This is a genomic window from Candidatus Pantoea symbiotica (assembly GCF_056491525.1).
Window position 1 is genome coordinate 1,870,572 of record NZ_JBSZHR010000002.1, and the last position, 23,317, is coordinate 1,893,888.

Below are 23,317 nucleotides of genomic sequence, written 5' to 3' on the forward strand. Positions count from 1 at the left end.
ATGTCGCTGATCTTAACGCGCGAAGACTATTTTCCGGCCACCAATCTGCCGATTGCCGTGGCCGAGCGCATGCCGCAGCCCTCCTTCCCTCCGCACCGTCATGAATTCAGTGAAATTGTAATCGTCTGGCGCGGCAATGGCCTGCATGTGTTGAACGATCGTCCATGGTTGATAACCTGCGGCGACGTTTTTTACATTCACGATAACGACTGTCACAGCTACGACAGCGTCAACGATCTGGCGCTGGATAACATTCTTTACTGCCGCGATCGCTTTCGTCTTGGCCTTGACTGGAGCCAGTTGCTGCCGCCGCAAGAAGAAGATTCGCCGGGCTGCTGGCGTTTGACCACGCGCGGGATGGCGTTAGCGCGCGGCGTGATTAGCCAGCTAGAGCGCGAGAGCCGCAAAAGTGATTCGCTATCGATTCAACTCTCCGAAGCGCTGTTTTTGCAACTCGCGCTGATTTTGCGTCGTCACGGTTATGCTGCCGATCGGCCCTGGGCATTGCCTGAAGGTGAACAACTTGATCTGCTGATGTCGGCGCTGCAAGGTGCCATCAGTCGTCCATTCGATTTGGCGGTGTTTTGCCAGCAGAATCAGTTAAGCGAGCGTGCGTTAAAACAGCTGTTTCGCCAGCAGACCGGTATGACCGTGGGACATTATTTGCGGCAGCTCCAGCTGTGCCAGGCGAAGTATCTGCTGCGGACGCAGGATTGCTTAATCAGTGAAGTGGCCGCACGTTGCGGCTTCGATGACAGTAACTACTTTTCGGTGGTGTTTACGCGGGAAACCGGTTTAACGCCGAGTGCGTGGCGGCAGCGCTTCCTGCCGCATCGCGAACTCTCATCTGAGAAAGTTAAAGCCTGACGCGAGGTGTGCGTCAGGCCTTTTATTAGTTTGCTAACCCTAATCCGACAATGTTGGCGGCAATGATGATCACCACACAACCCAGTGACAGCACGCGCACCGGACGTTGACCCGCTGACTTCCACTCTTTCAGCACCAGACCAACCAAGCCACCGCACAGCACGTAGAGACTCATATGCAGCATCCAGCTGACAAAGTCATACTGTGCTGGGATTTTGGCGTGGCCCCAGGCGTAGAAGAAGAACTGCAGATACCACATGGTGCCGCCCAGCACGGCAAACGCGATATTGGCCAGCAGCATCGGTTTGGCGACGGAGAAATCACGGCGAACAGAGAGATCGGTTTTTACTGCCAGACGGATGAAGCAATAAGCCAGATTGACTAATGCACCGCCGCCCATGATTACCACATAGCTTGGCAACGCCACATATAACGGATTGATACCCAGATTGGCTGCGGCTTCATGCATCGGCTTTGCGGCATCCATCGCAAATGACATGCCAGCGGAGAAGATGCCGCACATCACCGCCAGAATCAGCCCTTTCTTCAAATTGAACTCTTCGGCGTTGATGCCAAGCGCCCGCTCTTTTAACAGACCGGCACGTGAAACAATCGCCACACCAATCAACGCAACAAACACGCCGAGCAGCGTCATACGTCCACCGGTAGAGTTAAATAGCTCAACAAAGCGTCCCTGCAGCAGCGGCGTCATTAAGGTACCCACCACTAAGGTGATACCGATGGCAATCCCGATGCCCATCGACATACCGAGGTAGCGCATGGTCAACCCGTAGTTGATGTTTCCGATGCCCCACATAGCACCAAACAGAAACACCGGCATCAGTTGAGAGAAACTAAAGCTGCCGTAATACGCCCAGAAGTTCGGCAGTAATACCGCACTCACTGCCCAGGGAAGAATCAGCCACGACATTATGCCGCCTACCGACCACATCGTTTCCCAGGACCATTTTTTCACCTGCTTAAATGGAGCATAAAAACAGGCGGCACTGGCGGCACCCACCAGATGCCAGAAAATACCTGCAATGATGGCACTGTTCATTGTTATTCCTTCGTAAGGTTGAGGCCAACAGGAAACCGGCGGTCTCCCGATTACCGGCAGTCTACGGTGGGCAGCTTTTCCTCAGCCTTTGGATGGCTGCCGGAAAGCGGAGGTTGCTGGCAAAATTCGGTGGGTCGTCAACATAAGGATCACAAAATCGCATTTGCAGGTAGATCACGAGGTGTTTTTTATAAGTCGCTTATTATTCAGCATATTTTTCTATTGTGCTGTGTCGATCAGCACAGTTTTTGATTCACTGCCACTGCAACAGTTAACATGGCAGTCACACAAAGCCGCGCACCAGACTTTCCCCGCAGGCGTTTAATCCGTATAACGTTGGGAAAATCATCAGGACGAAGGATTGAGATGAATACCAAAAGATTGCGGCTACTGCTGTCACAATCGGTGAGCCGCGTGATGCTGGATGACATCCGCGCCATCGTGCCGGCGCAGGCGCTTAACGTCTTTATTAATGGATTAGATGAGACGCACTACGCCACGCTGGATTGCGTACAGAGCGAAGAGAATTGCGCCCTGCTGGCGTCGGTGATTGTGGTGTGGCGCCAGTTGGGTCACATTCATGCGATTCATTATCAGAAAGGTGAGCATCTGCGTCAGGTCGATGACGCCACACAATTCCAGCTGTTCAGTATGATGAAAACCCATCGCGCGATCGTGCAGATCGCTTAACTCTCGGGATGACTATGAAAATCGGACTGCTTTTTCCTATTGCCATCATCATTGCTGGCGTCAGTTTTTTGGCGTGGTTTATTGCCAGCGGCGCGGCGATGCCGGGTTCCTGACATTTATTTAACATACGTTGAATCGCCTCTAACTCGCTGAAAGCGCGGCATTTCGCCAGGAATGCTGCGTCTGTCGTGCTGTTCTTCCCTCCTTTGCCATTCCTCAAGTCGCATTGGCAATAGCAAAAAGGTGCCACACCGCGATCTGTTTCACTCTGCACTTCACAAATCTTTAACGAAACCGATCGCGGAGAACCTGCACATGACAACACACCATCAACATTACATTAATGGCGCGTTTGTTGCCGATCACAACGACAAGTGGATAGAAGTGATTAACCCGGCAACCGAGGCGTTACTGTCGCGCGTGCCGGAAGGCAGTAAACACGATGCCGCGCAAGCCATCGACGCTGCTGAAGTGGCGCAGCCGGGTTGGGAAGCACTTCCTGCCGTGGAACGCGGCAACTGGCTGCGCAAAATTGCCGTCGCTATTCGTCAGCGTGAGCCGGAACTCACCGCCACTATCGTCGCCGAAGGCGGAAAAACCCAGGGGCTGGCGCAAACTGAAGTGCTGTTTACCGCCGATTATCTTGAGTACATGGCCGAATGGGCACGTCGTTATGATGGCGAGATCATTAACAGCGATCGTCCTAACGAAAACATCTTCGTGTTCAAGAAAGCCATTGGCGTCACCACCGGCATTCTGCCGTGGAACTTCCCCTTCTTCCTGATTGCACGTAAAGCCGCGCCCGCGCTGGTAACCGGCAATACCATTGTTATCAAGCCCAGTGAGCTGACACCTAATAATGCGGCGATTTTTTCGCAAATCATCCATGAAATTGGTCTGCCAAAAGGCGTGATCAACTTTGTTTACGGCTATGGCCCAGAGATTGGTCAGGAGCTGGCAGGCAACCCGAAAGTCGGTCTGGTCAGTTTGACCGGCAGCGTCAACGCCGGTATCGCCACTATGGAAGCTGCGGCGAAAAACGTCACCAAAGTCTCGCTTGAGTTGGGCGGCAAAGCGCCGGCTATCGTGATGGATGATGCTGACCTCGATCTGGCGGTCAAAGCAATCGTCAGCTCCCGCGTGATCAACACCGGACAGGTGTGTAACTGTGCTGAGCGCGTTTACGTGCAGGAAGGCATTTACGACCGCTTTATCAGCGCCCTGACCACCGCCATGCAGCAGGTAAAGTTCGGTAATCCGGCCGAGCAGAATGATATTGATATGGGTCCGCTGATCACGGCGGCCGCGCTGGAGCGCGTTGAGCAGAAAGTGGCGAACGCGGTCGCGGATGGCGGCAAAGTGGTGCTGGGCGGCAAGCGTGCAGGCAGCAAAGGATTCTATTTTGAGCCAACTGTCATCACGGGCGTGCGTCAGGATATGGAGATCATGCAGCAAGAGATTTTTGGTCCGGTGCTGCCAGTGATGACCTTTAAAACTCTTGATGAAGCCGTAGCGCTGGCGAATGACTGTGAATACGGTCTGACTTCATCGATTTTCACCCAGAACCTCAACACTGCAATGGTTGCCCTGCGTAAGTTGAAGTTTGGCGAAACCTACATCAACCGCGAGAATTTCGAGGCGATGCAAGGTTTCCATGCGGGCTGGCGTAAATCGGGCATTGGCGGTGCCGATGGCCGTCACGGTTTGGAAGAGTTTTTGCAGACACACGTGGCGTATTTGCAGTTCTCGTAATGATCCATGTTCAGGTGCGCATCCCTGCGCACCTGAAATCGTTAAGAAACCCGCTTCTGGCTGCGCAGCAGCGCCAGGCCGCTTAACACCGACATCGCCATCAGATAATAGCCGGGTGCCAGGCTGGTACCCGTCGCGCTAATCAGCAGTGTACAAATCAGCGGTGCAAAGCCACCAAACACCGTCACCGCCACGTTATAGCTGATCGCCATGCCACTGGCTCGCGTACCAATCGGGAACAGATCCGCCATCACTGATGGCACCGTCGAGAAATAAATCGACTTAAGCAGCGCCATCCAGCACACCAGCAAAATCAAGGTAGTTGGCGTGGTGTGATCAACCACCAGCTTAAATGCCGGATAGATGGTGACGATCAGCAGAATCAACGATCCCCACATCAGCGGCACGCGCCCTACGCGCTCTGCCCATAACCCCATGATTGGCGTGACCACCGTCAGAATCACGCCCGCCAACAAGGTGGCGGTAAACGCTACGCTGCCTGACAAGTGCAGGTTTTTAGTGGCGTAAGTCGGCACATAATTGAGCATGTAGTTCACCGCAGTCGAGATCACCATCAGGCCGATTGCTAACAGCATCAACTCCTTCTGACGACCAAACAGACTTTTCAGCGGTGCGGCTTCCGGTTTATGCTCAGCAAAGCTCGCCGGTTCATGTACATGACGTCGAATATAAATCCCCAGCGGACCAATCAGCAGGCCGAAGGCGAACGGAATGCGCCATCCCCAATCCTGAATCTGGCTTTCGGTGAGAATCTGCGTCAATCCAAGGCCAAACGCTGATGCCATCAATGTACTGGCGCCCTGCGTGGCGAACTGCCAGCTGGCGATAAAGGCTTTACGCTCCGGGAAATGCTCAACCAGGAACGCCGTCGAGCTGCCAAATTCACCGCCGGCAGAGAAACCCTGCACCAGACGCGCCAGCAAAATCAACAGCGGCGCCATCAGGCCAATGCTGCTGTAGCTCGGCATAAAGGTAATGACCGCACCGCCGAGCATCATCAGGTTAATCGATAACAGCAGCGCTTTTTTACGTCCGTGACGATCGGCATAGTTGCCCAGCACAATCGCGCCGAGCGGACGAATCAGGAATGACACGCCAAAACTACCAAAGGTCAGCAACATCGAGACCGACGGATCGCTGGTAGGAAAGAAGGCATGCGCAATGTAGCTGGCAAAAAAGCCGTACACAGCGATATCAAACCACTCCAGCGCATTGCCGATACAGGTGGCGAACAGCGTTTTGTGCAGATTGGGTTTAGCCGCGCTCAACGGCATCGCCGTATTCAATGTACTCATTGGCCACCTCCAACGTGCGCACGATGCCGCGCCACCAGTTCTGTTCCCTGCTCACCGAGGTCCCACAGCAGACGCGTCATAATCTGCAAACCTTCGCGGGCAATCGATTTCAACATATGCTCGTTAACGCCATGCTGGCCGCAGGCGGGATACGAATGCGGCACCCACAAGGTGGGCAAACCGAGAATGTCAGAGAACACTTCATTGGGCAGCGAGCCGCCGAGGTTAGGCAGCAGCGCTGGCTTCTTGCCGCTGGTTTCCGCCATGCTGGTCAGCACCCAATTGACCAGTGGATCGGTGGGATCAAGGCGTGTCGCGGGCGATCCGCGCATAAACTCCACGTCCACATAGTCAAAATCGTGCTGCTGCAGATGGGCGCGCACATGCTGGGCGAGGCTCTCCCAATCGGTGCCCACCACAAAACGCAGCTGACAAACCGCCGTAGCACTGCCCGGAATGGCATTCATTGGACGTGCCGGATTGCCGGTGAGGAATGACAACACTTCCAGCGTGTTCCAGCCATACAGGCGTTCGGTCGGCGTCAGTCCCGGCTCGCCCCAGTTCACGTCAATGTCGGGATCGCCCGGCATGCCGCCGACTTCGATATCGCTCAGAATATCGCGCACCTGCGGCGTCAGAGAGTTAGGTTTCAGCGCCTCAACCTGCAACACGCCCTGTGCGTTGACCAGCGAGGCGATGGCGTTGGCCAACTGCGTACCCGGATTGCTCAACAAGCCGCCCCAGTTGCCGGAGTGATAGGCGTTGTCACGCGCGTTAACGGTCAGACGGAAATTAACCGCGCCGCGTGAGCCCAGGAACAGCGTGGGACGAATCGCGTTGAGGCGCGGACCGTCTGAGGCAATAAACAGATCGGCTTGCAGCAATTCGCCATGCTGCTGGCACAACTGCGCCAGTCCCGGCGAGCTGATCTCCTCGCCCATCTCGAACAGCATTTTGCAGTTAAAGCCCAGGCTGCCGCCGCGCAACTGAAACACCTGCTCCAGCGCCGCCAGATTGACGCAGTGCTGGCCCTTGTTATCGGCGCTGCCGCGCGCATACCAGCGATCGCCCTCTTCAACCATCTGCCACGGCGATAAGCCGTCGCGCCAGTTTTCATCGTCGCCAAACACCACATCGCCGTGACCATAGCTGAGCAAGGTTGGCAGCTGCGGATTTTCAATGCGTACCGCCACGAGGAACGGCCGATTAGCGGCTTCCGGGTTGTCGATGAAGTGCAAAGTAAAGCCCAGTGCAATCAGCTGCGGGCCGATCTCATCCTGCAAATAACGCTGTAGCTCGCTGTCACGATCCTCGCGCTGGCTTTCGGTGCGTTGCGCCACGCGACGCGCCAAAATACGTTGAAACTCCCCGCTGTCAAAATAAGCGGTGGCCTGTTTAACCGCCTGTTGTGCTGTCATGTTTGCCCTGTCTTTTATTGTTTTGTCGTTAATTCATCTTTGCGGAAACGCTGCTTTGCCACAATTATCAATTTATCGAGTAAGATTTGCTTTTATGGCAAAGCTAGCCTGCCCGATTTCGAGGCATGCACCACCATGAGGCACCCGCATGTTAAGCAGTCAAATCCGCTATTTTCTCGCCGTCGCCAATACCGGCTCGCTCAGCGCCGCCAGCGAGCAGCTGTATGTGGCGGTGTCGGCGATCAGCAGGCAAATTCAGCGACTGGAGAATCAGGTTGGCGTGCCGCTGTTTGCACGTCATGCGCGCGGCATGGTGTTGAATGAAGCGGGCGAGATTTTCGCGCATCACGTACGTAAGAACCTGCTTGATATGGAGTACGCGCTGGCGGAGATTAAGGGGCTAAAAGCGGTGCGCCGCACGCTGATCCGCGTGGCCTGCACCGATGGGCTGGCGTTTACGCTGCTACCCCGTTTGATCGCGGATTTCCGCAATGACAATCCGGGCGTGCTGTTTGATGTGAAAGTCGCCAGCACCCAAGGCGTGGCGGAAGCGCTGCGCAACGGCGAGTGTGACGTAGCGCTGCAGTTTAGTCTGCACGCTGAACGCGGCGTCGAAGTGATGGGTTCGTGGCCGGCACCGGTATTAATCGTTATGCATCAAACGCATCCACTGGCGACTGCGCCGCAGGTCACGCTCGCTGATCTTAGCCACTATCCGCTGGCCTTGCCGCAGCAAAACACCACCGTGCGACAACTGTTTGAGCTTGCCAGCCATATGAACGGCAGTCTGGTCGAGCCAGTGATGACCTGCGATACCTTTTCGATGCTGTTTCAATTCCTGCTGCGCACGCCCCAGGCGGTGACGATTTGCAGCGCCTTCACCGTGTTGCAGGAGGCTGAAACGCACGGTTTGATTTTGCGCTCGGTAGGCATCGATCAGCTGAGCCAGCGCACTTTGCAGCTGCAGACGCAATCAGGGCGACCTCGCAGTGCCGCCCTGAATGTGTTTCTCTCCTTTTTGCTGCAACAGCTGGACGCGTTAGAGGAACCGCTGCGCCAGCGCTGGAAGCCGTAACTTAGTTCTTGATATCCACCGGATAGAAGATGTGTTTACCGAACGGATCGACCTGATAACCGCTGACTGATTTGCGCACCGGCTCGAAGATGGTTGAGTGAGCAATCATCACCGCGGGCATTTGGTCATGCATGATCTGCTGCGCTTGCTGATACAGCGCCACGCGTTTGTCGTGATTCTGCTCGGCACGCGCTTCGGTGATGATCTTCTCAAACGGCTGATAACACCATTTCGATGAGTTGGAGCCGCCATTCGCTGAGGTGCAACTGTAGAGCGGACCGAAGAAGTTATCCGGATCGCCGGTCGCGGTGGTCCAGCCCATCAGCGCCGCCTGATGCTCGCCGCCTTTCACGCGCTTAAGGTATTCGCCCCACTCATAGCTGACGATATTGGCTTTAATGCCCACTTTGGCCCAGTCCGCCTGGATCATCTCCGCCATACGTCGCGCGTTCGGATTGTACGGTCGCTGAACTGGCATCGCCCACAAGGCGATTTCGGTGCCTGGCTTAATTCCCGCTTCCTGCAGCAGCGCTTTGGCTTTCTGCGGATCGTAGTCGTAATCCTTCAGATCTTTATCCGCACTCCACACGTCCGGTGGCAGGATATTTTTCGCCACCGTGCCGGTGCCCTTAAAAATGGCATCGATGATTGCCTGCTTGTTGATCGCCATCGCCAGCGCCTGACGCACCTTCACGTTATCCAGCGGCGCTTTGGTAGTGTTGAACGACAGGAAACCGGTATTCAATCCTGATTTCTGTTCTAGCGTTAAATCGGGATTGGTGCGCATCTTCTCCAGATCGGCCGGATTGGGGAACGGCATAATCTGGCATTCGTTTTTCTCCAGCTTGGCGTAACGCACCGAGGCGTCCGGCGTGATGGAGAAGACAATGCGATCGAGTTTCGCCTTGCCTTGCCAGTATTCCGGGAAGGCTTTGTAGAGGATGCGCGAATCTTTTTGATACTGCACCAGCTCAAACGGTCCGGTGCCAATCGGCTCCATATCGACCTTCTCCGGCGTTCCTGCTTTTAACATCTGGTCGGCGTATTCTGCCGAATGGATCGAGGCAAAATACCACGCCAAATCGGCGAGGAATGGTGCTTCAGCGTGAGCTAAGGTGATGCGCACAGTATTGTCATCGACCTTCTCAATGCTGGTGATCAGCTTGGCCAGCTCAAGGCTTTCAAAGTTGGCGTAGTTACCGCCGGAGACATTGTGGTACGGGTTTTTGGGGTCCATCTGGCGCATAAACGAGAAGATTACGTCGTCGGCGTTGAAATCGCGCGATGGCTTAAACAGTTTGTTGCTCTGGAATTTCACCCCTTTGCGCAGATGGAAGGTGTAGACCTTACCATCCGGGCTGATATCCCAGCTCTCGGCGAGGCTGGGCACCAGTTCGGTGGTGCCGGGCGTAAAGTCCACCAGGCGGTTAAAAATCGGTACTGCGCTGGCATCGACGCTGGTTCCCGAGGTGTACAACTGCGGGTTGAAGTTCTCTGGCGATCCTTCAGAACAGTAAACCAGCGTTTTTGCCGAAACCCCGCCCGCGACCGCCAAGCCGATTGCCGTGAGAGTGAGATTTGCCATCATTTTTTTCATCATGATCCTCGCTTTTTATTGACTTCCATGAGTCTGCTTCGTTATTTAATGTTCATCTGATTAATAAATAACATGATTTAACCAGCACGCGTACTACAGACGCCGCAATGCTAATAAGGAATTGTGATGACAGACCAACTTGCCAGCCAATTGACCCAGCGTTTCTACCGTTATCTGGCGGTTTCCAGCCAGAGCGATGCCAAATCAACCACGCTGCCGAGTACGCCGTCCCAACATGCGATGGCGGAGTTACTGGCAAAGGAGCTGGGCGAACTGGGATTACAGGAGATTGTGATTGACCAGCACGCCACGGTCACGGCGGTGAAACCTGGCAATCGTCCAGATGCGCCGCGCATCGGTTTTATCACCCACATCGATACCGTGGATGTTGGCCTGTCACCGGACATCCATCCGCAAACGCTCACGTTCACCGGCGAAGATTTGTGCCTTAACAGCACGCAGGACATCTGGCTGCGCGTGGCGGAACATCCAGAGATCAAACCCTATCTTGGTCAGGAGATTATCTTCAGCGACGGTACCAGCGTGCTGGGCGCCGACAACAAAGCCGCCGTAACGGTGGTGATGACGTTGCTGGAGAACCTGCGTGGCGATCACGGTGATATCGTGGTGGCGTTTGTGCCCGATGAAGAGATTGGCCTGCGCGGTGCCAAAGCGCTCGATCTGGAGCAGCGCTTCAACGTCGATTTCGCCTGGACTATCGACTGCTGCGAATTGGGTGAAGTGGTGTATGAAAACTTCAATGCTGCTGCAGCGGAGTTGGTGTTTACCGGCGTGCCGGCGCATCCGATGTCGGGCAAAGGCGTGTTAGTCAATCCGCTGCTGATGGCGCATGACTTCATCTCGCGCTTTGATCGCTTAAAAACCCCTGAACATACCGAAGGCCGCGAAGGTTATATCTGGTTCAACGATATGAATGCCAACGCCAGCCGCGCGGTGCTGAAAGCCTCAATTCGTGATTTTGATTTGCAGGGTTTTGACGCGAAGAAACAGCAATTAGTGGAAGTGGCCGATGAAATCGCCGCGCGTTATCCCACTGGCCATGTATCGCTGACGATTAACGACACTTACAGCAATATCAGTAATGCGATTGGTGAGGATCGTCGGGCGATTGATTTGATTTTTGCCGCGCTGCAGCAGGTGGGCGTGGAGCCGAAAGTGATCCCGATGCGCGGCGGCACCGACGGTGCAGCGCTGTCAGCAAAAGGATTACTGACGCCGAACTTCTTCACCGGCGCGCACAATTTCCATTCGCGCTTTGAGTTTTTGCCGGTTCCCTCGTTTGTGAAGTCGTATCAGGTGGCAGAAGCGCTGTGTTATTTAGCCGCGAAATAATGCAGAAAGCTCGCGACGACCTCAATCCACCCGTAGGGTCGCCATTCATGGCGACCTGATTGCATTTTTCTTTAGGATTGCTATTCGTGCGGGCCCTGACACATCTGCTGCGTCACGGGCCGTCCTCGCGCCGCTAGCGCGGTGCCTTCGGCTTCCGCGTCGTGCCAACGGACCGTTCGCGGATCGGCCGTCCTGGCCGGCCCCGAACTGCCTCACGCATCCATGCGTGAGGCTCCTGGCCCAACGTAAAAGCCTCAGCGCTGCGAATAGCCGTTTTGCCACAGCAGACGTGCCAGCGCCTTTGGAAAATGTGCCCCTTTCAACAAAACGCACTGAAGCTTCATCCCCGGCCTGCGCAAACACCGTTGGTTAATCCGGCAAGCATTACGCGACCTGTTTTACGTTATTTGCTGGCTGAAACATCAATCCCAGGGAAGAATTTCGCCGCCAGTTTGGTAACGGTGCCATCGGTTTGCACTTTGGTGATTGCCGCATCCAGCTCTTGTTTCAGTTTGGCATCGCCTTTACGCAGGCCAAAACCAATACCGGTACCGAGAATGGTGTCATCTTCCACCGGCTTGCCGACAAAGGCGAAACCTTTACCCTGCGGCTTTTCGAGGAAGCCTGATTGACCCGCCGCAGACATCACCAGCGTGCCATCAAGACGACCCGCAACCATGTCGTTGTAAACCTGGTTCTGATCCTGATAAGAAGTCACTGTAACGCCCTGCGCTTCCCAGTGCTTCTTGGCATAGGTTTCCTGAATCGAACCCTGTAGCACACCGATGTTTTTGCCTTTCAGTGATTCGGCGGTTGGCAGCAGCTTCTCGCCCTCTTTCACGATCAGCATGGTTGGAATACGGTAGATCGGCTTAGTGAAGTCGATGCTTTTCGCACGCGCTTCGGTGATGTTCATCGCGGAGTTGATGGCATCAAATTTTTTCGCCTGCAGAGCCGGAATCAGCGCATCGAAGCTGCTTTCCACCCATTTACAGTCGAAGTTACCTACCTGGCAAATCGCTTTACCCAGTTCGATATCGAAACCTTCCAGTTCGCCCTGCGCGTTGCGGCTCTCAAATGGCGGATACTGCGATTCCAGACCATAGCGTAAGGTTTCCTGCGCCAGCGCGTGCGCCGAGGTCAGCATGCCCAGAGCGACAAACAGTGCGTTCAATTTTTTCATTATATTTACCCCTAAGTTACCCTTTGACCTGGCAGAGCGCTTCTGCACCGGCCTGAAGTGTTGCGTCGTCTTTTGCGAATGACAGGCGAATTAATTTATTGTCAGTGCCGTCCATATAAAACGCCGACAACGGAATGGTGGCCACACCGTGATCGACGATGAGACGTTTTACCATTTCGCTATCACTTTCGTCACTGAAATGTCCGTAGCTGGCCAACATAAAGAACGAACCGGCGCTCGGTAGCAGCTTAAATGGCGAATCCTGCATCAACGTCAGCAGGCGATCGCGTTTTTCCTGATAGAACGGTGACAGCTGCAGATAGTTCTGCGGGTTTTGCAGATAGTGAGCAAAACCGACCTGCATCGGCGTATCGGCGGCGTACATCATGAACTGATGCACTTTGACAATCTCTTCCATCAGCGCTGCCGGTGCCAGCGCATAACCCACACGCCAGCCGGTAACGTGGAAGGTTTTGCCGAAGGATGAAACCACCACGCTGCGCTGCGCCAGTTCCGGATGCGTTGCCATGCCGCAGTGCTTACGGCCATCAAACAGAATATGTTCGTAGACTTCGTCAGACAGCACCACGATATCGGTGTTGCGCGTCAACGCGGCTAACTGATCCAGATCCGCAGCTGACAGCACCTGCGCGCTAGGATTGTGGGGCGTATTGATGATGATCATGCGGGTGCGCGGCGTAATGGTGGCACGCAGTTCGTCCCAGTTGATGGCGAAATCAGGTACCTGCAACTTCAGACCAATCGGCGTAGCGCCTTGCAGACGGACCACCGGCGCGTAGCTGTCAAAAGCCGGTTCGAAGAAGATTACTTCATCGCCCGCATGTACCAGCGCGGAAATCGCCATGTAAATACCCTGGCTGGCGCTGCCGGTGATCAGCACTTCGCTGCCGGCATCATATTGCTGGCCATACAGCGTGTGCACTTTCTCCGCCAGCGCTTCACGCAGTGACGGCAGTCCGGTCATCGAGGCGTATTGGTTATGACCGTCGCGCATCGCCTTACTCACCAGCTCAACCAGATACGGATCGCATGGGAAGTTCGGTGCGCCTTGCGACAGGTTGATGGCTTTATGTTGCGCCGACAGCTGGCCGATGACGCTAAAAATCGTCGTGCCGACATCGGGCTGTTTGGAAGAGATGTTAACACTGCTATTCAGGGTCATCGGTGCCTCGTGAGGTTGCATAACCACGTATCGAAAGTAGATTTCTATTCAACGGCGTGTGGCTTGAGTCGACAAGCGAATTGTTGTCATAATAGCCATGATTAAAAATCATAGCTTGAGGTTGTTATGTCCCGCTCTGCTCTGCCGCTCAATGCCATTCACGCGTTTCTGGTGACCGCGCGCCATCTCAACCTGACGCGAGCCGCCAGCGAACTGTGCATCACCCAAGGCGCAGTGAGCCGTAAAATCGCCACGCTAGAAAGCTGGCTGGGATTCGCGCTGTTTACCCGTCACGCCCGTGGCCTGCATCTCACCGAACAAGGTGCCGCGCTGCTGCCGGAACTGCAGCAAGGTTTTGCCATGCTGGTGAATGCCACAGAAAAAGCTAGCCGCAGCAACGCCGCCATTCGCCTGAAAGCGCCCACCTGCGCCATGCGCTGGCTGGTGCCGCGTCTGGTGGCGCTGGAACAACAGCGTCCGGATATTCACGTGGCGTTAACCACAACGCTCGATCATGGATCGCAGCTGGATAATTTTGACGCGGCGATTGTGTTTGGCCCAACGCCAGCCGGATCGATTTGCCTGTTTGAGGAGCGTTTAACGCCGGTGATGGCCAGCAGCGTCACGCCGCCCAGCCAGATTGATGAACTGGCGAAGTTTACTTTTTTGCATCCGACACCGGATTCACGCGACTGGCAGCTGTGGCTGGCCGGGCTCGATGCCGCATTGCCGATGGCGCGCAATCAGCATTTCGCCACCATGGATCTGGCGATCAGCGCCGCGATTCAGGGATTTGGCGTCACGGTGGCGGACGTCACCTTGGTGCAGAACGATGTGTTAAATGGGCGATTGATTGCGCCGTTTGCCGAGAGTGTGGGGACTGGCGCAAGCTACAGCCTGTTACAACGGGCGGAAAAAGATGCGCCACCGTTCCTGCCGGAACTGGTGGCGTGGTTATCTGAGGTTTAGAAAGAGACCCATTCGTCAGAGGCTGGTTTCGGCTGCGCGAGACCGGCGCCTGACAATACCGGACGACGTAGCGCGGTTGTCGAAACCACGGCCTTGTTCACCGGCGCGCTGTCCGACAGACGGAATTTCGCCACCGAAGCTTGCAGCTCCTGCGTTTGGCGCTCCAGCGCGCTGGCGGCGGCAGAAACCTCTTCAACCAGCGAGGCGTTCTGCTGGGTGACGCTGTCCATTTCGGTGACGGCGGTGCCGACCTGCGAAATGCCTTTGCTCTGCTCTTCTGACGCTGCGGCGATGTGCTTCATAATCTCATTCACATCCTGCACCGATTTAAGAATGTCGTGCATGGTGCTGCCCGCGCTGCTCACCAGTTCCGAACCTTTTTCCACGCGCTGCACGGAATCTTCAATCAGTGTGGCGATCTCTTTCGCCGCACCGGCACTGCGCTGCGCCAGATTGCGCACTTCGCTGGCCACCACGGCAAAACCTCGGCCCTGTTCACCGGCGCGTGCGGCTTCCACTGCGGCATTCAACGCCAGAATGTTGGTCTGGAAGGCGATACTGTTAATCACGCTGGTGATTTCCGCGATCTTCTTCGAGCTGCCGGAAATACCTTGCATGGTGGTAACCACTTCGCCCACCAACTTGCCGCCCTGCTGCGCGGTGCCGGTGGCAGTTTCTGCCAGCGAACTGGCCTGACGCGCGTTGTCGGCGTTGAACTTCACGGTGGCGGTTAACTGCTCCATGCTGGCCGCCGTTTGCTCCAGCGCGGCCGCCTGCTCTTCGGTGCGCGAAGAGAGATCGTTGTTGCCGGAGGAGATCTCCGCCGCACCGCGATAGATGTTTTCAGTTCCACTGCGAATCGCGCTTACTGCTTCGCGCAGGCTATCCTGCATGGCACGCAGCAGCGGCACCAGCTTGCCGACGCAGTTACGGCCAAAATCTTCCACCGGCTGACTGAGATCGCCCTGCGCAATAATAGAGAAATGGTTGCGGATGCGTTCCAGCGGTTTCACCAGCATCGCCACCAAATAGCGATCGGTAAACAGCAGGATGAACAAGCCAATCACTACCGCCACCAGAATGATCACTTTGGTGATGCTGGTGAGCTTATCGACGGTGACGCGCGTCTCATCCAGCTTGCTGCCTGCGGCTTTATTGAAGGCTTCAGCGCTGGCACCAAACGCACGACTGAGCGGCGGCGTGACATTATTGGCTTGCGCGCGATAGGCTTCAACGGTGCCCTGCTGCGCCAGCGAAACCTGCGGGGCGATACCTTCATCCAGCAGCTTTTGCCAGTTGGCGATAACGCTATTGGCGGTCTCGGCATCCATCGGACCCGGCGCCATAGTTTTAAACTGCGCCAGCAGATTTTTCATATTGTCGAGCGCTTGCTGTACCGGCGTGAACGCATCAGCACTGACTGCATTGCCTGAAGCACGGCCTTCCATCACACGCGAGAGACGCGTAACCACACGAAAATATTGATCGTTTCCTTTGCTCAAAACCGTCATTTGATTGACCAACTGGCGGTCAATCTCGTTGCCCTCGCCGAGGGCGTTCAGTGAGTGGACGCTAAACAGCCCAACGGCACACCACAGCAGGCAAAACAGCCCAAGAATGGTGAGCAATACGGCGCGGATGGTGAAATTTTTTAAGATACCCATACATAATCCCGTGGTGTGAAACGCGAAGGAGGCCCGATAAAATCGGGCATATTGCGTTTATCGGCATCGGATGGGGAAAATGTAACGGTTTTGAAAGCTAATTAATTGCTTACTGACGCAGGTGAGGAAAAGGCGCTTTCATGATTAATCAGTAAGATAGGCGTGAATTTGTCTTAAGAATTCATTTACCTGCTTAAACCATTAGCAGGCTCATTAAAGCTTAACGTGGCTGCGCATCATCAAACGGAACAAACGCAGCCGTCCACGCATAAAGCGCGCCTTCACCACCGCCTGGGCTTTGCCCTGATCGCCTAACGCCAGCGTCAGATCTTCGCCCGGTCGCCAGGCGGGCCAATCAACCTCGCCGGGTAAGTGCGCGCTGAACTCGCTGACTTCCCGTGCGAAGGTGACCCAATAGGCGCTGACTGCACCGGCGAACGCTTTATCCTGCTCGCTGTAGCTGCGTTCCGCCGGCGGCGTTAGCGTATCCAGCGTGTTAAAGACATAAGGAATTTCATTGCCGTGCCAGGTGCCGTGCGGATAGAGATCGCGCGCGTTTTCGGAGACGTAATCGAACCAGTAACGCCATGCGGGCATCCCGATATTATGCTGCGCCTGAGCGACCATCAACGGTAACACCGTGAACGCCATATCGCGCGCCACCGCACGCCCCAGCAGCGCATCATCATGAATATCGTACAGCCATTTCATCAGACGATAACTGACGCGGTTCTTGCTGCGCATCTGCCGCAACACCGCCGTGGCATCCACGCCAAAATAGTCCAGCACGCTGGCTTCATCGCTGTTGCTGCCAATCATTAACGGGATGCGATGCTGTTTACCGCTCATAAAGGTGGTTAACATCGGCTTCGGCAGCACCGCATCGCCGCTAATTGGCACCGGGCCAAGCGCTAGCGGGCGTTCTAACGGCCAGAATTGTTCAGCCGGCAGCTCGCGCAGTTGCTCGGCGCTGGCATCTTCGGGTAATGAAAAATGCGCCGCCACCTGCAAACCAATCTGTTGTGCCTGCTTTTGCGGGATGTCGGGCAAGCTGTAGGCGCTTTGTACAATGCCTTTGTGAAACAGCGCCTCGGAGAGCGGCGAGCAGCACAGCGATAACACGCTGCGCGCACCGGAGGATTCACCAAACAGCGTCACGTTATGACGATCGCCGCCAAAGGCAGGAATGTTGCGCTGAATCCACTGCAAGGCGGCAATTTGATCGAGTAAGGCAAAGTTGTTGATCACGCGCCCGGCGGGATATTGCGCATCCAGCGCCGGATGAGAGAAGAAACCGAAGTGGCCAAGGCGATAGTTGAGCGTTACGACCACCACGCCTTGCGCCGCCAGCGCTTTGCCGCGATAGGGATCGAGATTGCCCGCGCCGATGGCAAAACCGCCGCCGTGCAACCACACCATCACCGGCAACGGCCGCGATGGCTCAACATCCGGTGTCCAGATATTGAGGTAGAGACAATCTTCACTGAAGTGACCGGGATCGCCACCGCCAGCGGCCACGCAATAGTCACGGTTCTGCCAGCTTGCCGCGCCCCATTCGGTCGCGTCACGCACATCTTGCCACGGCTGAACCGGCTGCGGCGGTCGCCAGCGTAAAGCGCCAGTGGGTGCGGCTGCGTACGGTATTCCTTTGAAGACAAAAAGATCTTCGTCCATCAGGCCTCTGAGTTCACCTTCTGCGGTCATGATCCTCAGACGTCGTTCATTTTTCATCTCGGGTTCCCTGATAATGCATCGTTCCATTATTTGCAGGCCTTGGACGAATGTCCATGTTCTGAAAGCATTTGCAGATTATGCCGAACCGTGGCGCGATTCTTTGAACAACTCCATCAAATATTTTGGCTAACCCCATTGAGACCATTTGTTTTAAGGTTGCAAGTTAACCTGGCGCGACGGAGAAATACCATGTTTGGTGGCATTAACCAGATGTTCAACCGGATGTGCGATCACCCGGACTTCGGCAAACTGCTGTTACGCCTGACTTTTGGCGGATTGCTGCTGTTTCATGGGGCGTTCAAGGTAGTGCATGGCGTGGGCTGGATTGCGCATATGCTCGCCGTCAAAGGGATGCCAGGTTTCATCGCTTACGGTGCTTACATCGGGGAAATAGCGGCACCGGTAATGGTGATCATCGGATTACTGACGCGCCCTGCGGCGTTCATTATTGCGGTGAACATGATTGTTGCGACACTGCTGGTAAAAATGGGCGCTGTCTGGCATCGCACAGATGTCGGTGCCTGGGCGCTGGAGACAGAAGCTCTCTACCTGCTGGGTGCGCTCGCCATTATGTTTTTGGGTGCCGGGAAGTACACGCTGGTGCGTGACTCGCGCTTGCAATAACGAGAAGAAAAGCAGCCGGTCTGCTGAATTTCAGACCGGCTGTAAATTTTCTCCTTACGCTACACTACAGCGTTCAAGACTGCGCTGCTGCATCTGTTGATATAACGCCATCTCATCCTGAACCGCTGTCCCTAACGCAGTTTCAAAATCCGCCCGGCTGGCGTTACCTGCGCTGCGCGTTTGCGCCACATCGCCCAGATTCGACTGAAAAATCCCCGCTGCGCTCACCGGCAGGAAATCCTCGTAAACGATAGGTTCGGCGCTCAATCGCCCTTCTGCCAGCAACTGCGTCACGCTTTCGCCCGCGCGTGGCGGCAGATGCTCGCCTTTGTCAGTCAGGCGATAGCGGAACCACGCCAGCTGCTGCTCGCGCAAGCTCTCTTCGTCATCGGGGAAATCACTAAACACCGCGCTGAGATGTTGCTGGTGATGTTGGTTATCGCTGCCGGTACCGGCTTCGGCTAGCAAACGATCGTAGAGTTCGCGCCCTTTCGGCGTGAGCGCTGCGCCGCGCTGTTCAATCTCACCAAAGCGCGCGGTATGCGTGCCCGGCGTGCCATCATTAAAGTGCACCGCTTCTTCCAGGGCTTTGAAGCTGGTCTGGCGCAGCAGAATCGGCACCTTGCGCTGCGGCGGGCCTTCAATCAAGGTTTTGGGATCGATACCGCGCGAAGGCATCAGCGATTGCACGCGGTCAATATCCAGCGTGCGCGGCGTCAAATGGTTAATGTGGCAACCGCGGAAACACACCACATCGGCAATCAGACGATGCTGTTGACTCAACGCACGATAAGTGGCGCTGTCCACGGTGGTGTGCGCATGCCAGCGGAAAGTTTCCAGCGCTTCCAGCACGAAAGTCGCCGCATCCACTGCGTTTAAGCCGCCCTGCTGTTGATGCTTAGCGATTAACGCGCGGCAACCCGGCGTAAAGATATCGCGCGCGGCGAGAATCGCAGCGGCCTTCTCGCGCAGCGCCGCATCATCAATCAGTTCGAGACGCAGCAGCGAGGTGAACACGCGGAACGGATTGTGGCGCAATGCGCGGTCGCTAACCGGTCGAAACGCCGTGGAGTGCACCGGCACACCGGCTTGCGACAGGTCGTAATATCCCACCGCTTCCATGCCCATCACGGCAAACATCTGGCGCAACGTGCTGAGTTCTTCAGCTTTGCCGACGCGAATCGCACCGTGACGCTCGACGCTGAGTCGGCTCAGTTCATCGGCGGCTGACAGACGGTTTTTTAACTCGGGATTGGCTTCCAGCGTACGTTCATTAACGGCGGTGACCAACTGCGTCAGCGTGCCGTATTGCGGCACTTCCTGCTGATACATGGCCGACATTGCCTGAGAGAACAGCGTGCGGATGGCATCGCTGCTGAGAAAGTTTGGCATCATCATCACCTTGGGCTTACGGGTTGTTGCTACTGTAGATCAACCCTTTAGCGGCGGGTAACAATTTCGTGGAACTGTGATCGCCTTGTCACTCGGTAAGGTTTGACTGGTCACCAAAGCGACATTTCAGCACCAGCATGATGGTGGTTAATACCGCAGGAATCGCCAGCAGCAGGAAGATCTGACTGAACGTCCAGCCGAGCGTTAACAACTCGGCACCCACAAACGCGCTGAGGATAGCGCCGATGCGGCCTACCCCATGCATCCAGCTGGAGCCGGTGGCTCGAGCGTGTGTTGGATAATAACTGGCAGAAAGCGCATTCATGCCGGTGTTGGCACCGTTAAAACAGAAGCCGCTGCAGAAAGCGATAGCGCTCATTAAGCCAACCTGCGCAGGAGAAAAACCCAGCGCCACAATGGCAATGCCGCCGCAGAAATAGATCACCGCCAGCGCCAGATTGGCGTTGATGCGATCCATCAACCAACCAGCAAACAACGAGCCAATGGTTCCACCGGCCTGATACATCGCCGTAACAATCGCTGCTTCCGTCACCGACATGCCAAGCGTGCTGATCAGCGAAGGCATCCAGCTGCCAATCAGATAAACGAGGAACAGCCCCATAAAGTAGCCGCCCCACAACATCAAACTGCCAAACAGATAGCGGCGCGACACCACGGTTGCAACCGAACCTTTGCGCGCTGTGGGCAGCTCAGTGCTTTGGAAATGGCTACCCGGCTGCACGGTGCCGGGCAGCATACGTTCGAGGATGGCGTGAATATGTGCGGCAGGCGCGCGGCGGCTAATCAGAAATCGTACCGATTCCGGTAAGCCGCGCACTAAAAAGGGCAGCACCAGCAGCGGCAGTACGCCGCCCATCAGCATGACCGAGTGCCAGTCATAGCGCGGCAACAGCCACGAAGCGGCAAAACCACCGGTTGCGGCACCAAAGGTAAAGCCGCAAAACACCACGGTAATAATGAAGGAGCGACGACGTTCGGGCGCATATTCGGCTACCAGAGTGCCAACGTTAGGCATGGCGGCACCAAGCCCTAAACCGGTGAGAAAGCGGAAAAGCATCATCTGTTCGATGTTCTGCGCCATCGCCGTGGCCAGCGTCCACAGGCCGAAAAACAGTACGCTGATCAGGATCATCACGCGGCGACCATAGCGATCGGCCAGCGGTCCAGCGACCATCGCACCTAATGCCAGACCAATCAACGCCGCGCTGATCACCAGGCCGAGTTGATGATTAGTCACGCCCCAACTGGCTTTCAAGGTGGGCGCAATAAATCCCATTAGCGCAATGTCCATGCCGTCCAGCGCCACTACCACGAAGCACAGCGCGATTAAGCGCTTCTGCCAGCTGCTAAGCGCACTCTTATTGATAAGCTGGCGAACGTCTACTGCTTCAACGCTGGTCACGTAACGACTCCTGCACTTTTACCGTTTAGGGCATCAGTTTTAGTAAAAAAAACGGCGCTTATCATAGCTCATCGTTAACAATATCGGGCACTGTTTTTGGATGTAATTGAGAATTATTCAACTTTTACCGAATTATGTTGTTGATTTTACGTGACCTGAATATTCGGCAAAAAGTGTCATTTGCAGCATTACGCTTAAATTCAGCAGGTTACGCATAAAGGTTGTGTCGCGGCATTTTTGTTAATATAAATTTGCAGGCAAGTTAACATAATTAACGTTTCCTCATTGCTGCTTCTCGTCATAACTCATTATGTTGGGCGTATGGACAAAAATATCCTTTTCAATCAGCGCATTCGCTTGCGTCATTTACATACCTTTGTGGCGGTGGCGCAGCAAGGCACGCTCGGTCGTGCCGCTGAAACGCTCAATCTGAGCCAGCCTGCTTTGTCGAAAACACTGAATGAGCTGGAAGAGATGGCCGGCGCGCGGCTGTTTGAACGCGGACGGCTCGGCGCGCAGCTCACCACGCTGGGCGAACAGTTTCTGATTCATGCGGTGAAAGTGCTGGATGCGCTCAATCATGCGGGTCAGAGCTTTAACGCACAGCAGCCGGGCCGGCCGGTGGTGATTCGGCTTGGCGCGCTAACAACCGCGGCGATGGGCATGCTGCCGCAAATTCTTGATCGCTTCCATGAACAGCAACCCAATACTACGGTGCAGGTCGCAACGTTGCACAATAACGTGCTGTTGGCCGGTTTACGTGCCGGTGAGTTTGATGTTGGCATTGGTCGGATGGCGGATAGCGACATGATGGCCGGGCTGACCTATGAATTGCTGTTTCTGGAATCACTCAAACTGGTGGTGCGCCCGGATCATCCGCTATTAAGCGAGAACGTTATGCTGTCGCGCGCGATGCAATGGCCAGTGGTGATTTCGCCGGAAGGCACCGCGCCACGCCGTATCGCGCAGCATATGCTGAATGAGCAAGGTTGTACGTTACCGGCAAATTGTGTCGAGACTTCATCAACTTCGCTGGCGCGCCAGCTGGCGCTGCGTTACGACTATGTGTGGTTTGTGCCTTCCGGCGCCATTAAAGAAGATTTAAATCACGATGCGTTGTGTGCGCTACCGATTGCCTCGCCGGGACCAGGCGAACCGGTTGGCATTATTACGCGCAGCGGCAGCCCGCTAAGCCTAAGCGCCGAAGTGTTGATGGCGACCATCCGCAAATTCCACAGCTAACGACTGTGTTTGGCATGACGTTCACGGTTCTCGAGGCGCGCCTGTTCGGTTTTACGTAAACCGACATAGAGCGCGCCCGCCCCGCCATCTTTCGGCTGCGCCGTGCAAAAGGTCTGCACCTCTGCAAACTCCTGCAACCATCGCGCCACATAGCTGCGCACAATATTGGCGTGCGACTCATCGTCACGCCCTTTGCCATGAATGATCAGCAGATTGCGCAATCCATGCTTGTTGGCTTGTTGCATAAAGCTGAACAGCGCCTGACGACAGGTTTCCACCGGCTGACGCAGCAGATAAAGGCTGGCTTCGGGCGGATATTTGCCCAGCCGCAGCTTATCCAGCACGCCTTGCTGTACGCCCTCAACCTTAAACTCCAGTGGTGTTGTCAGCGGAACGATGTCGAGAAACCCACGCGTGAGGAAATTTTCCTGCTCGTCACTTTCCTGCGGCGCGCGTGGCGCTTTAGGCGAAGGGGCGCGTAGCCATTGGGTGTTAGCGCAGTTTTTTAATGGTGTCACATCACCCATGGCATCGCGGAAAAGGTCTTCATCATCAAGGTTCATGGTGTTTCCTCTCGCCTGGTATTTACCTGAGCGTCCAATTCGACGCCAAAGCAAAAGAGTAGCAAAGGATTATTGGCAAAACATCTGTCACTTTTTGCGCTGTATTAAGCTGTGTCTAACTGTAAATCTGGCAACAAAACGTTCCAGATCAATAAATGCCCTTGAGCCAGACCAGCGCAAACCGTGTAATACCTGACATTTGTGGGGTTTTA

General features: G+C 55.3%; 20 protein-coding genes. 9 read left to right on the plus strand and 11 right to left on the minus strand.

What is annotated here, in order from left to right; genetic code table 11:
• The gene (rhaR, locus tag ACXIZX_RS09290) at nt 1-867 is read left to right on the plus strand and encodes an HTH-type transcriptional activator RhaR (RefSeq protein WP_008108868.1); all 867 of its coding nucleotides are present in this window, start codon (nt 1-3) and stop codon (nt 865-867) included.
• Nucleotides 868-892: 25 nt separating this feature from the next.
• Here the strand turns inward: rhaR and rhaT are convergent, their stop codons facing one another.
• Nucleotides 893-1,927, minus strand: coding sequence for an L-rhamnose/proton symporter RhaT (gene rhaT, locus ACXIZX_RS09295; RefSeq protein ID WP_008108866.1), 1,035 nt, complete (start codon nt 1,925-1,927; stop codon nt 893-895).
• A 366-nt stretch (nt 1,928-2,293) separates the two neighbouring features.
• Between rhaT and ACXIZX_RS09300 the strand changes: the two genes are divergently transcribed.
• The 3 genes from ACXIZX_RS09300 (at nt 2,294) to aldA (ending at nt 4,369) form a co-directional block, all read left to right on the plus strand.
• Nucleotides 2,294-2,617 carry a hypothetical protein gene (locus ACXIZX_RS09300; protein WP_008108864.1) on the plus strand — a complete coding sequence of 108 codons (324 nt, stop codon included), beginning with the start codon at nt 2,294-2,296 and terminating at the stop codon, nt 2,615-2,617.
• Nucleotides 2,618-2,631: 14 nt separating this feature from the next.
• Entirely contained in the window at nt 2,632-2,730 is a 99-nt protein-coding gene (locus ACXIZX_RS09305; protein ID WP_008108862.1) for a YoaK family small membrane protein, read from the plus strand.
• A 202-nt stretch (nt 2,731-2,932) separates the two neighbouring features.
• Complete coding sequence (gene aldA / locus ACXIZX_RS09310) at nt 2,933-4,369, plus strand: aldehyde dehydrogenase (RefSeq protein WP_479404031.1); 1,437 nt, start codon at nt 2,933-2,935, stop codon at nt 4,367-4,369.
• Nucleotides 4,370-4,410: 41 nt separating this feature from the next.
• Here the strand turns inward: aldA and ACXIZX_RS09315 are convergent, their stop codons facing one another.
• Together ACXIZX_RS09315 and ACXIZX_RS09320 are read right to left on the minus strand one after the other, a co-directional pair.
• Complete coding sequence (locus ACXIZX_RS09315) at nt 4,411-5,685, minus strand: MFS transporter (protein WP_179450777.1); 1,275 nt, start codon at nt 5,683-5,685, stop codon at nt 4,411-4,413.
• On the minus strand, nt 5,682-7,103 hold the full coding sequence (locus tag ACXIZX_RS09320) for a M20 family metallopeptidase (RefSeq protein WP_479404032.1): 1,422 nt from the start codon (nt 7,101-7,103) through the stop codon (nt 5,682-5,684). The genes ACXIZX_RS09315 and ACXIZX_RS09320 overlap by 4 nt, the downstream gene beginning before the upstream one ends.
• Nucleotides 7,104-7,251: 148 nt before the next feature.
• On the opposite strand from ACXIZX_RS09320, the gene ACXIZX_RS09325 reads away from it, so the two are divergent.
• Nucleotides 7,252-8,178, plus strand: coding sequence for a LysR family transcriptional regulator (locus ACXIZX_RS09325; protein WP_479404033.1), 927 nt, complete (start codon nt 7,252-7,254; stop codon nt 8,176-8,178).
• Nucleotide 8,179: 1 nt separating this feature from the next.
• On the opposite strand, the gene ACXIZX_RS09330 is transcribed toward ACXIZX_RS09325, so the two are convergent.
• Nucleotides 8,180-9,775 (minus strand): ABC transporter substrate-binding protein, encoded by a 1,596-nt coding sequence (locus ACXIZX_RS09330; protein ID WP_479404865.1) that lies wholly within the window; start codon nt 9,773-9,775, stop codon nt 8,180-8,182.
• A 126-nt stretch (nt 9,776-9,901) separates the two neighbouring features.
• Here ACXIZX_RS09330 and pepT point away from each other — a divergent pair, with 126 nt between their 5' ends.
• A complete protein-coding gene (gene pepT / locus ACXIZX_RS09335; RefSeq protein ID WP_479404034.1) occupies nt 9,902-11,128 on the plus strand; it encodes a peptidase T in 1,227 nt (408 codons plus the stop codon).
• Nucleotides 11,129-11,531: 403 nt separating this feature from the next.
• On the opposite strand, the gene ACXIZX_RS09340 is transcribed toward pepT, so the two are convergent.
• Both ACXIZX_RS09340 and ACXIZX_RS09345 read right to left on the minus strand, forming a co-directional pair.
• Entirely contained in the window at nt 11,532-12,311 is a 780-nt protein-coding gene (locus tag ACXIZX_RS09340; protein ID WP_061718829.1) for a transporter substrate-binding domain-containing protein, read from the minus strand.
• A 16-nt stretch (nt 12,312-12,327) separates the two neighbouring features.
• Nucleotides 12,328-13,494 carry a methionine aminotransferase gene (locus ACXIZX_RS09345; RefSeq protein WP_479404035.1) on the minus strand — a complete coding sequence of 389 codons (1,167 nt, stop codon included), beginning with the start codon at nt 13,492-13,494 and terminating at the stop codon, nt 12,328-12,330.
• Between the two features lie 126 nt (nt 13,495-13,620).
• Here ACXIZX_RS09345 and ACXIZX_RS09350 point away from each other — a divergent pair, with 126 nt between their 5' ends.
• Complete coding sequence (locus tag ACXIZX_RS09350) at nt 13,621-14,463, plus strand: LysR substrate-binding domain-containing protein (protein WP_179450763.1); 843 nt, start codon at nt 13,621-13,623, stop codon at nt 14,461-14,463.
• Here ACXIZX_RS09350 and ACXIZX_RS09355 read toward each other — a convergent pair.
• Complete coding sequence (locus ACXIZX_RS09355) at nt 14,460-16,127, minus strand: methyl-accepting chemotaxis protein (protein ID WP_061718826.1); 1,668 nt, start codon at nt 16,125-16,127, stop codon at nt 14,460-14,462. The genes ACXIZX_RS09350 and ACXIZX_RS09355 overlap by 4 nt on opposite strands.
• A gap of 213 nt (nt 16,128-16,340) precedes the next feature.
• Nucleotides 16,341-17,858, minus strand: a complete 1,518-nt coding sequence (locus tag ACXIZX_RS09360) for a carboxylesterase/lipase family protein (RefSeq protein WP_479404036.1) — start codon at nt 17,856-17,858, stop codon at nt 16,341-16,343.
• A 192-nt stretch (nt 17,859-18,050) separates the two neighbouring features.
• On the opposite strand from ACXIZX_RS09360, the gene ACXIZX_RS09365 reads away from it, so the two are divergent.
• Complete coding sequence (locus tag ACXIZX_RS09365; protein WP_061718824.1) at nt 18,051-18,485, plus strand: DoxX family protein; 435 nt, start codon at nt 18,051-18,053, stop codon at nt 18,483-18,485.
• A gap of 54 nt (nt 18,486-18,539) precedes the next feature.
• On the opposite strand, the gene hglS is transcribed toward ACXIZX_RS09365, so the two are convergent.
• Nucleotides 18,540-19,877: a 2-oxoadipate dioxygenase/decarboxylase HglS gene (hglS, locus tag ACXIZX_RS09370; protein WP_479404037.1), complete on the minus strand. Its 1,338-nt coding sequence runs from the start codon at nt 19,875-19,877 to the stop codon at nt 18,540-18,542.
• 88 nt (nt 19,878-19,965) lie between these two features.
• Nucleotides 19,966-21,300: an MFS transporter gene (locus ACXIZX_RS09375; RefSeq protein WP_061718823.1), complete on the minus strand. Its 1,335-nt coding sequence runs from the start codon at nt 21,298-21,300 to the stop codon at nt 19,966-19,968.
• A 321-nt stretch (nt 21,301-21,621) separates the two neighbouring features.
• On the opposite strand from ACXIZX_RS09375, the gene ACXIZX_RS09380 reads away from it, so the two are divergent.
• Complete coding sequence (locus ACXIZX_RS09380; RefSeq protein WP_479404038.1) at nt 21,622-22,542, plus strand: LysR substrate-binding domain-containing protein; 921 nt, start codon at nt 21,622-21,624, stop codon at nt 22,540-22,542.
• On the opposite strand, the gene smrA is transcribed toward ACXIZX_RS09380, so the two are convergent.
• Entirely contained in the window at nt 22,539-23,105 is a 567-nt protein-coding gene (gene smrA / locus ACXIZX_RS09385) for a DNA endonuclease SmrA (RefSeq protein WP_479404039.1), read from the minus strand. The two genes, ACXIZX_RS09380 and smrA, sit on opposite strands and share 4 nt — an antisense overlap.
• Nucleotides 23,106-23,317: the final 212 nt, after the last annotated feature.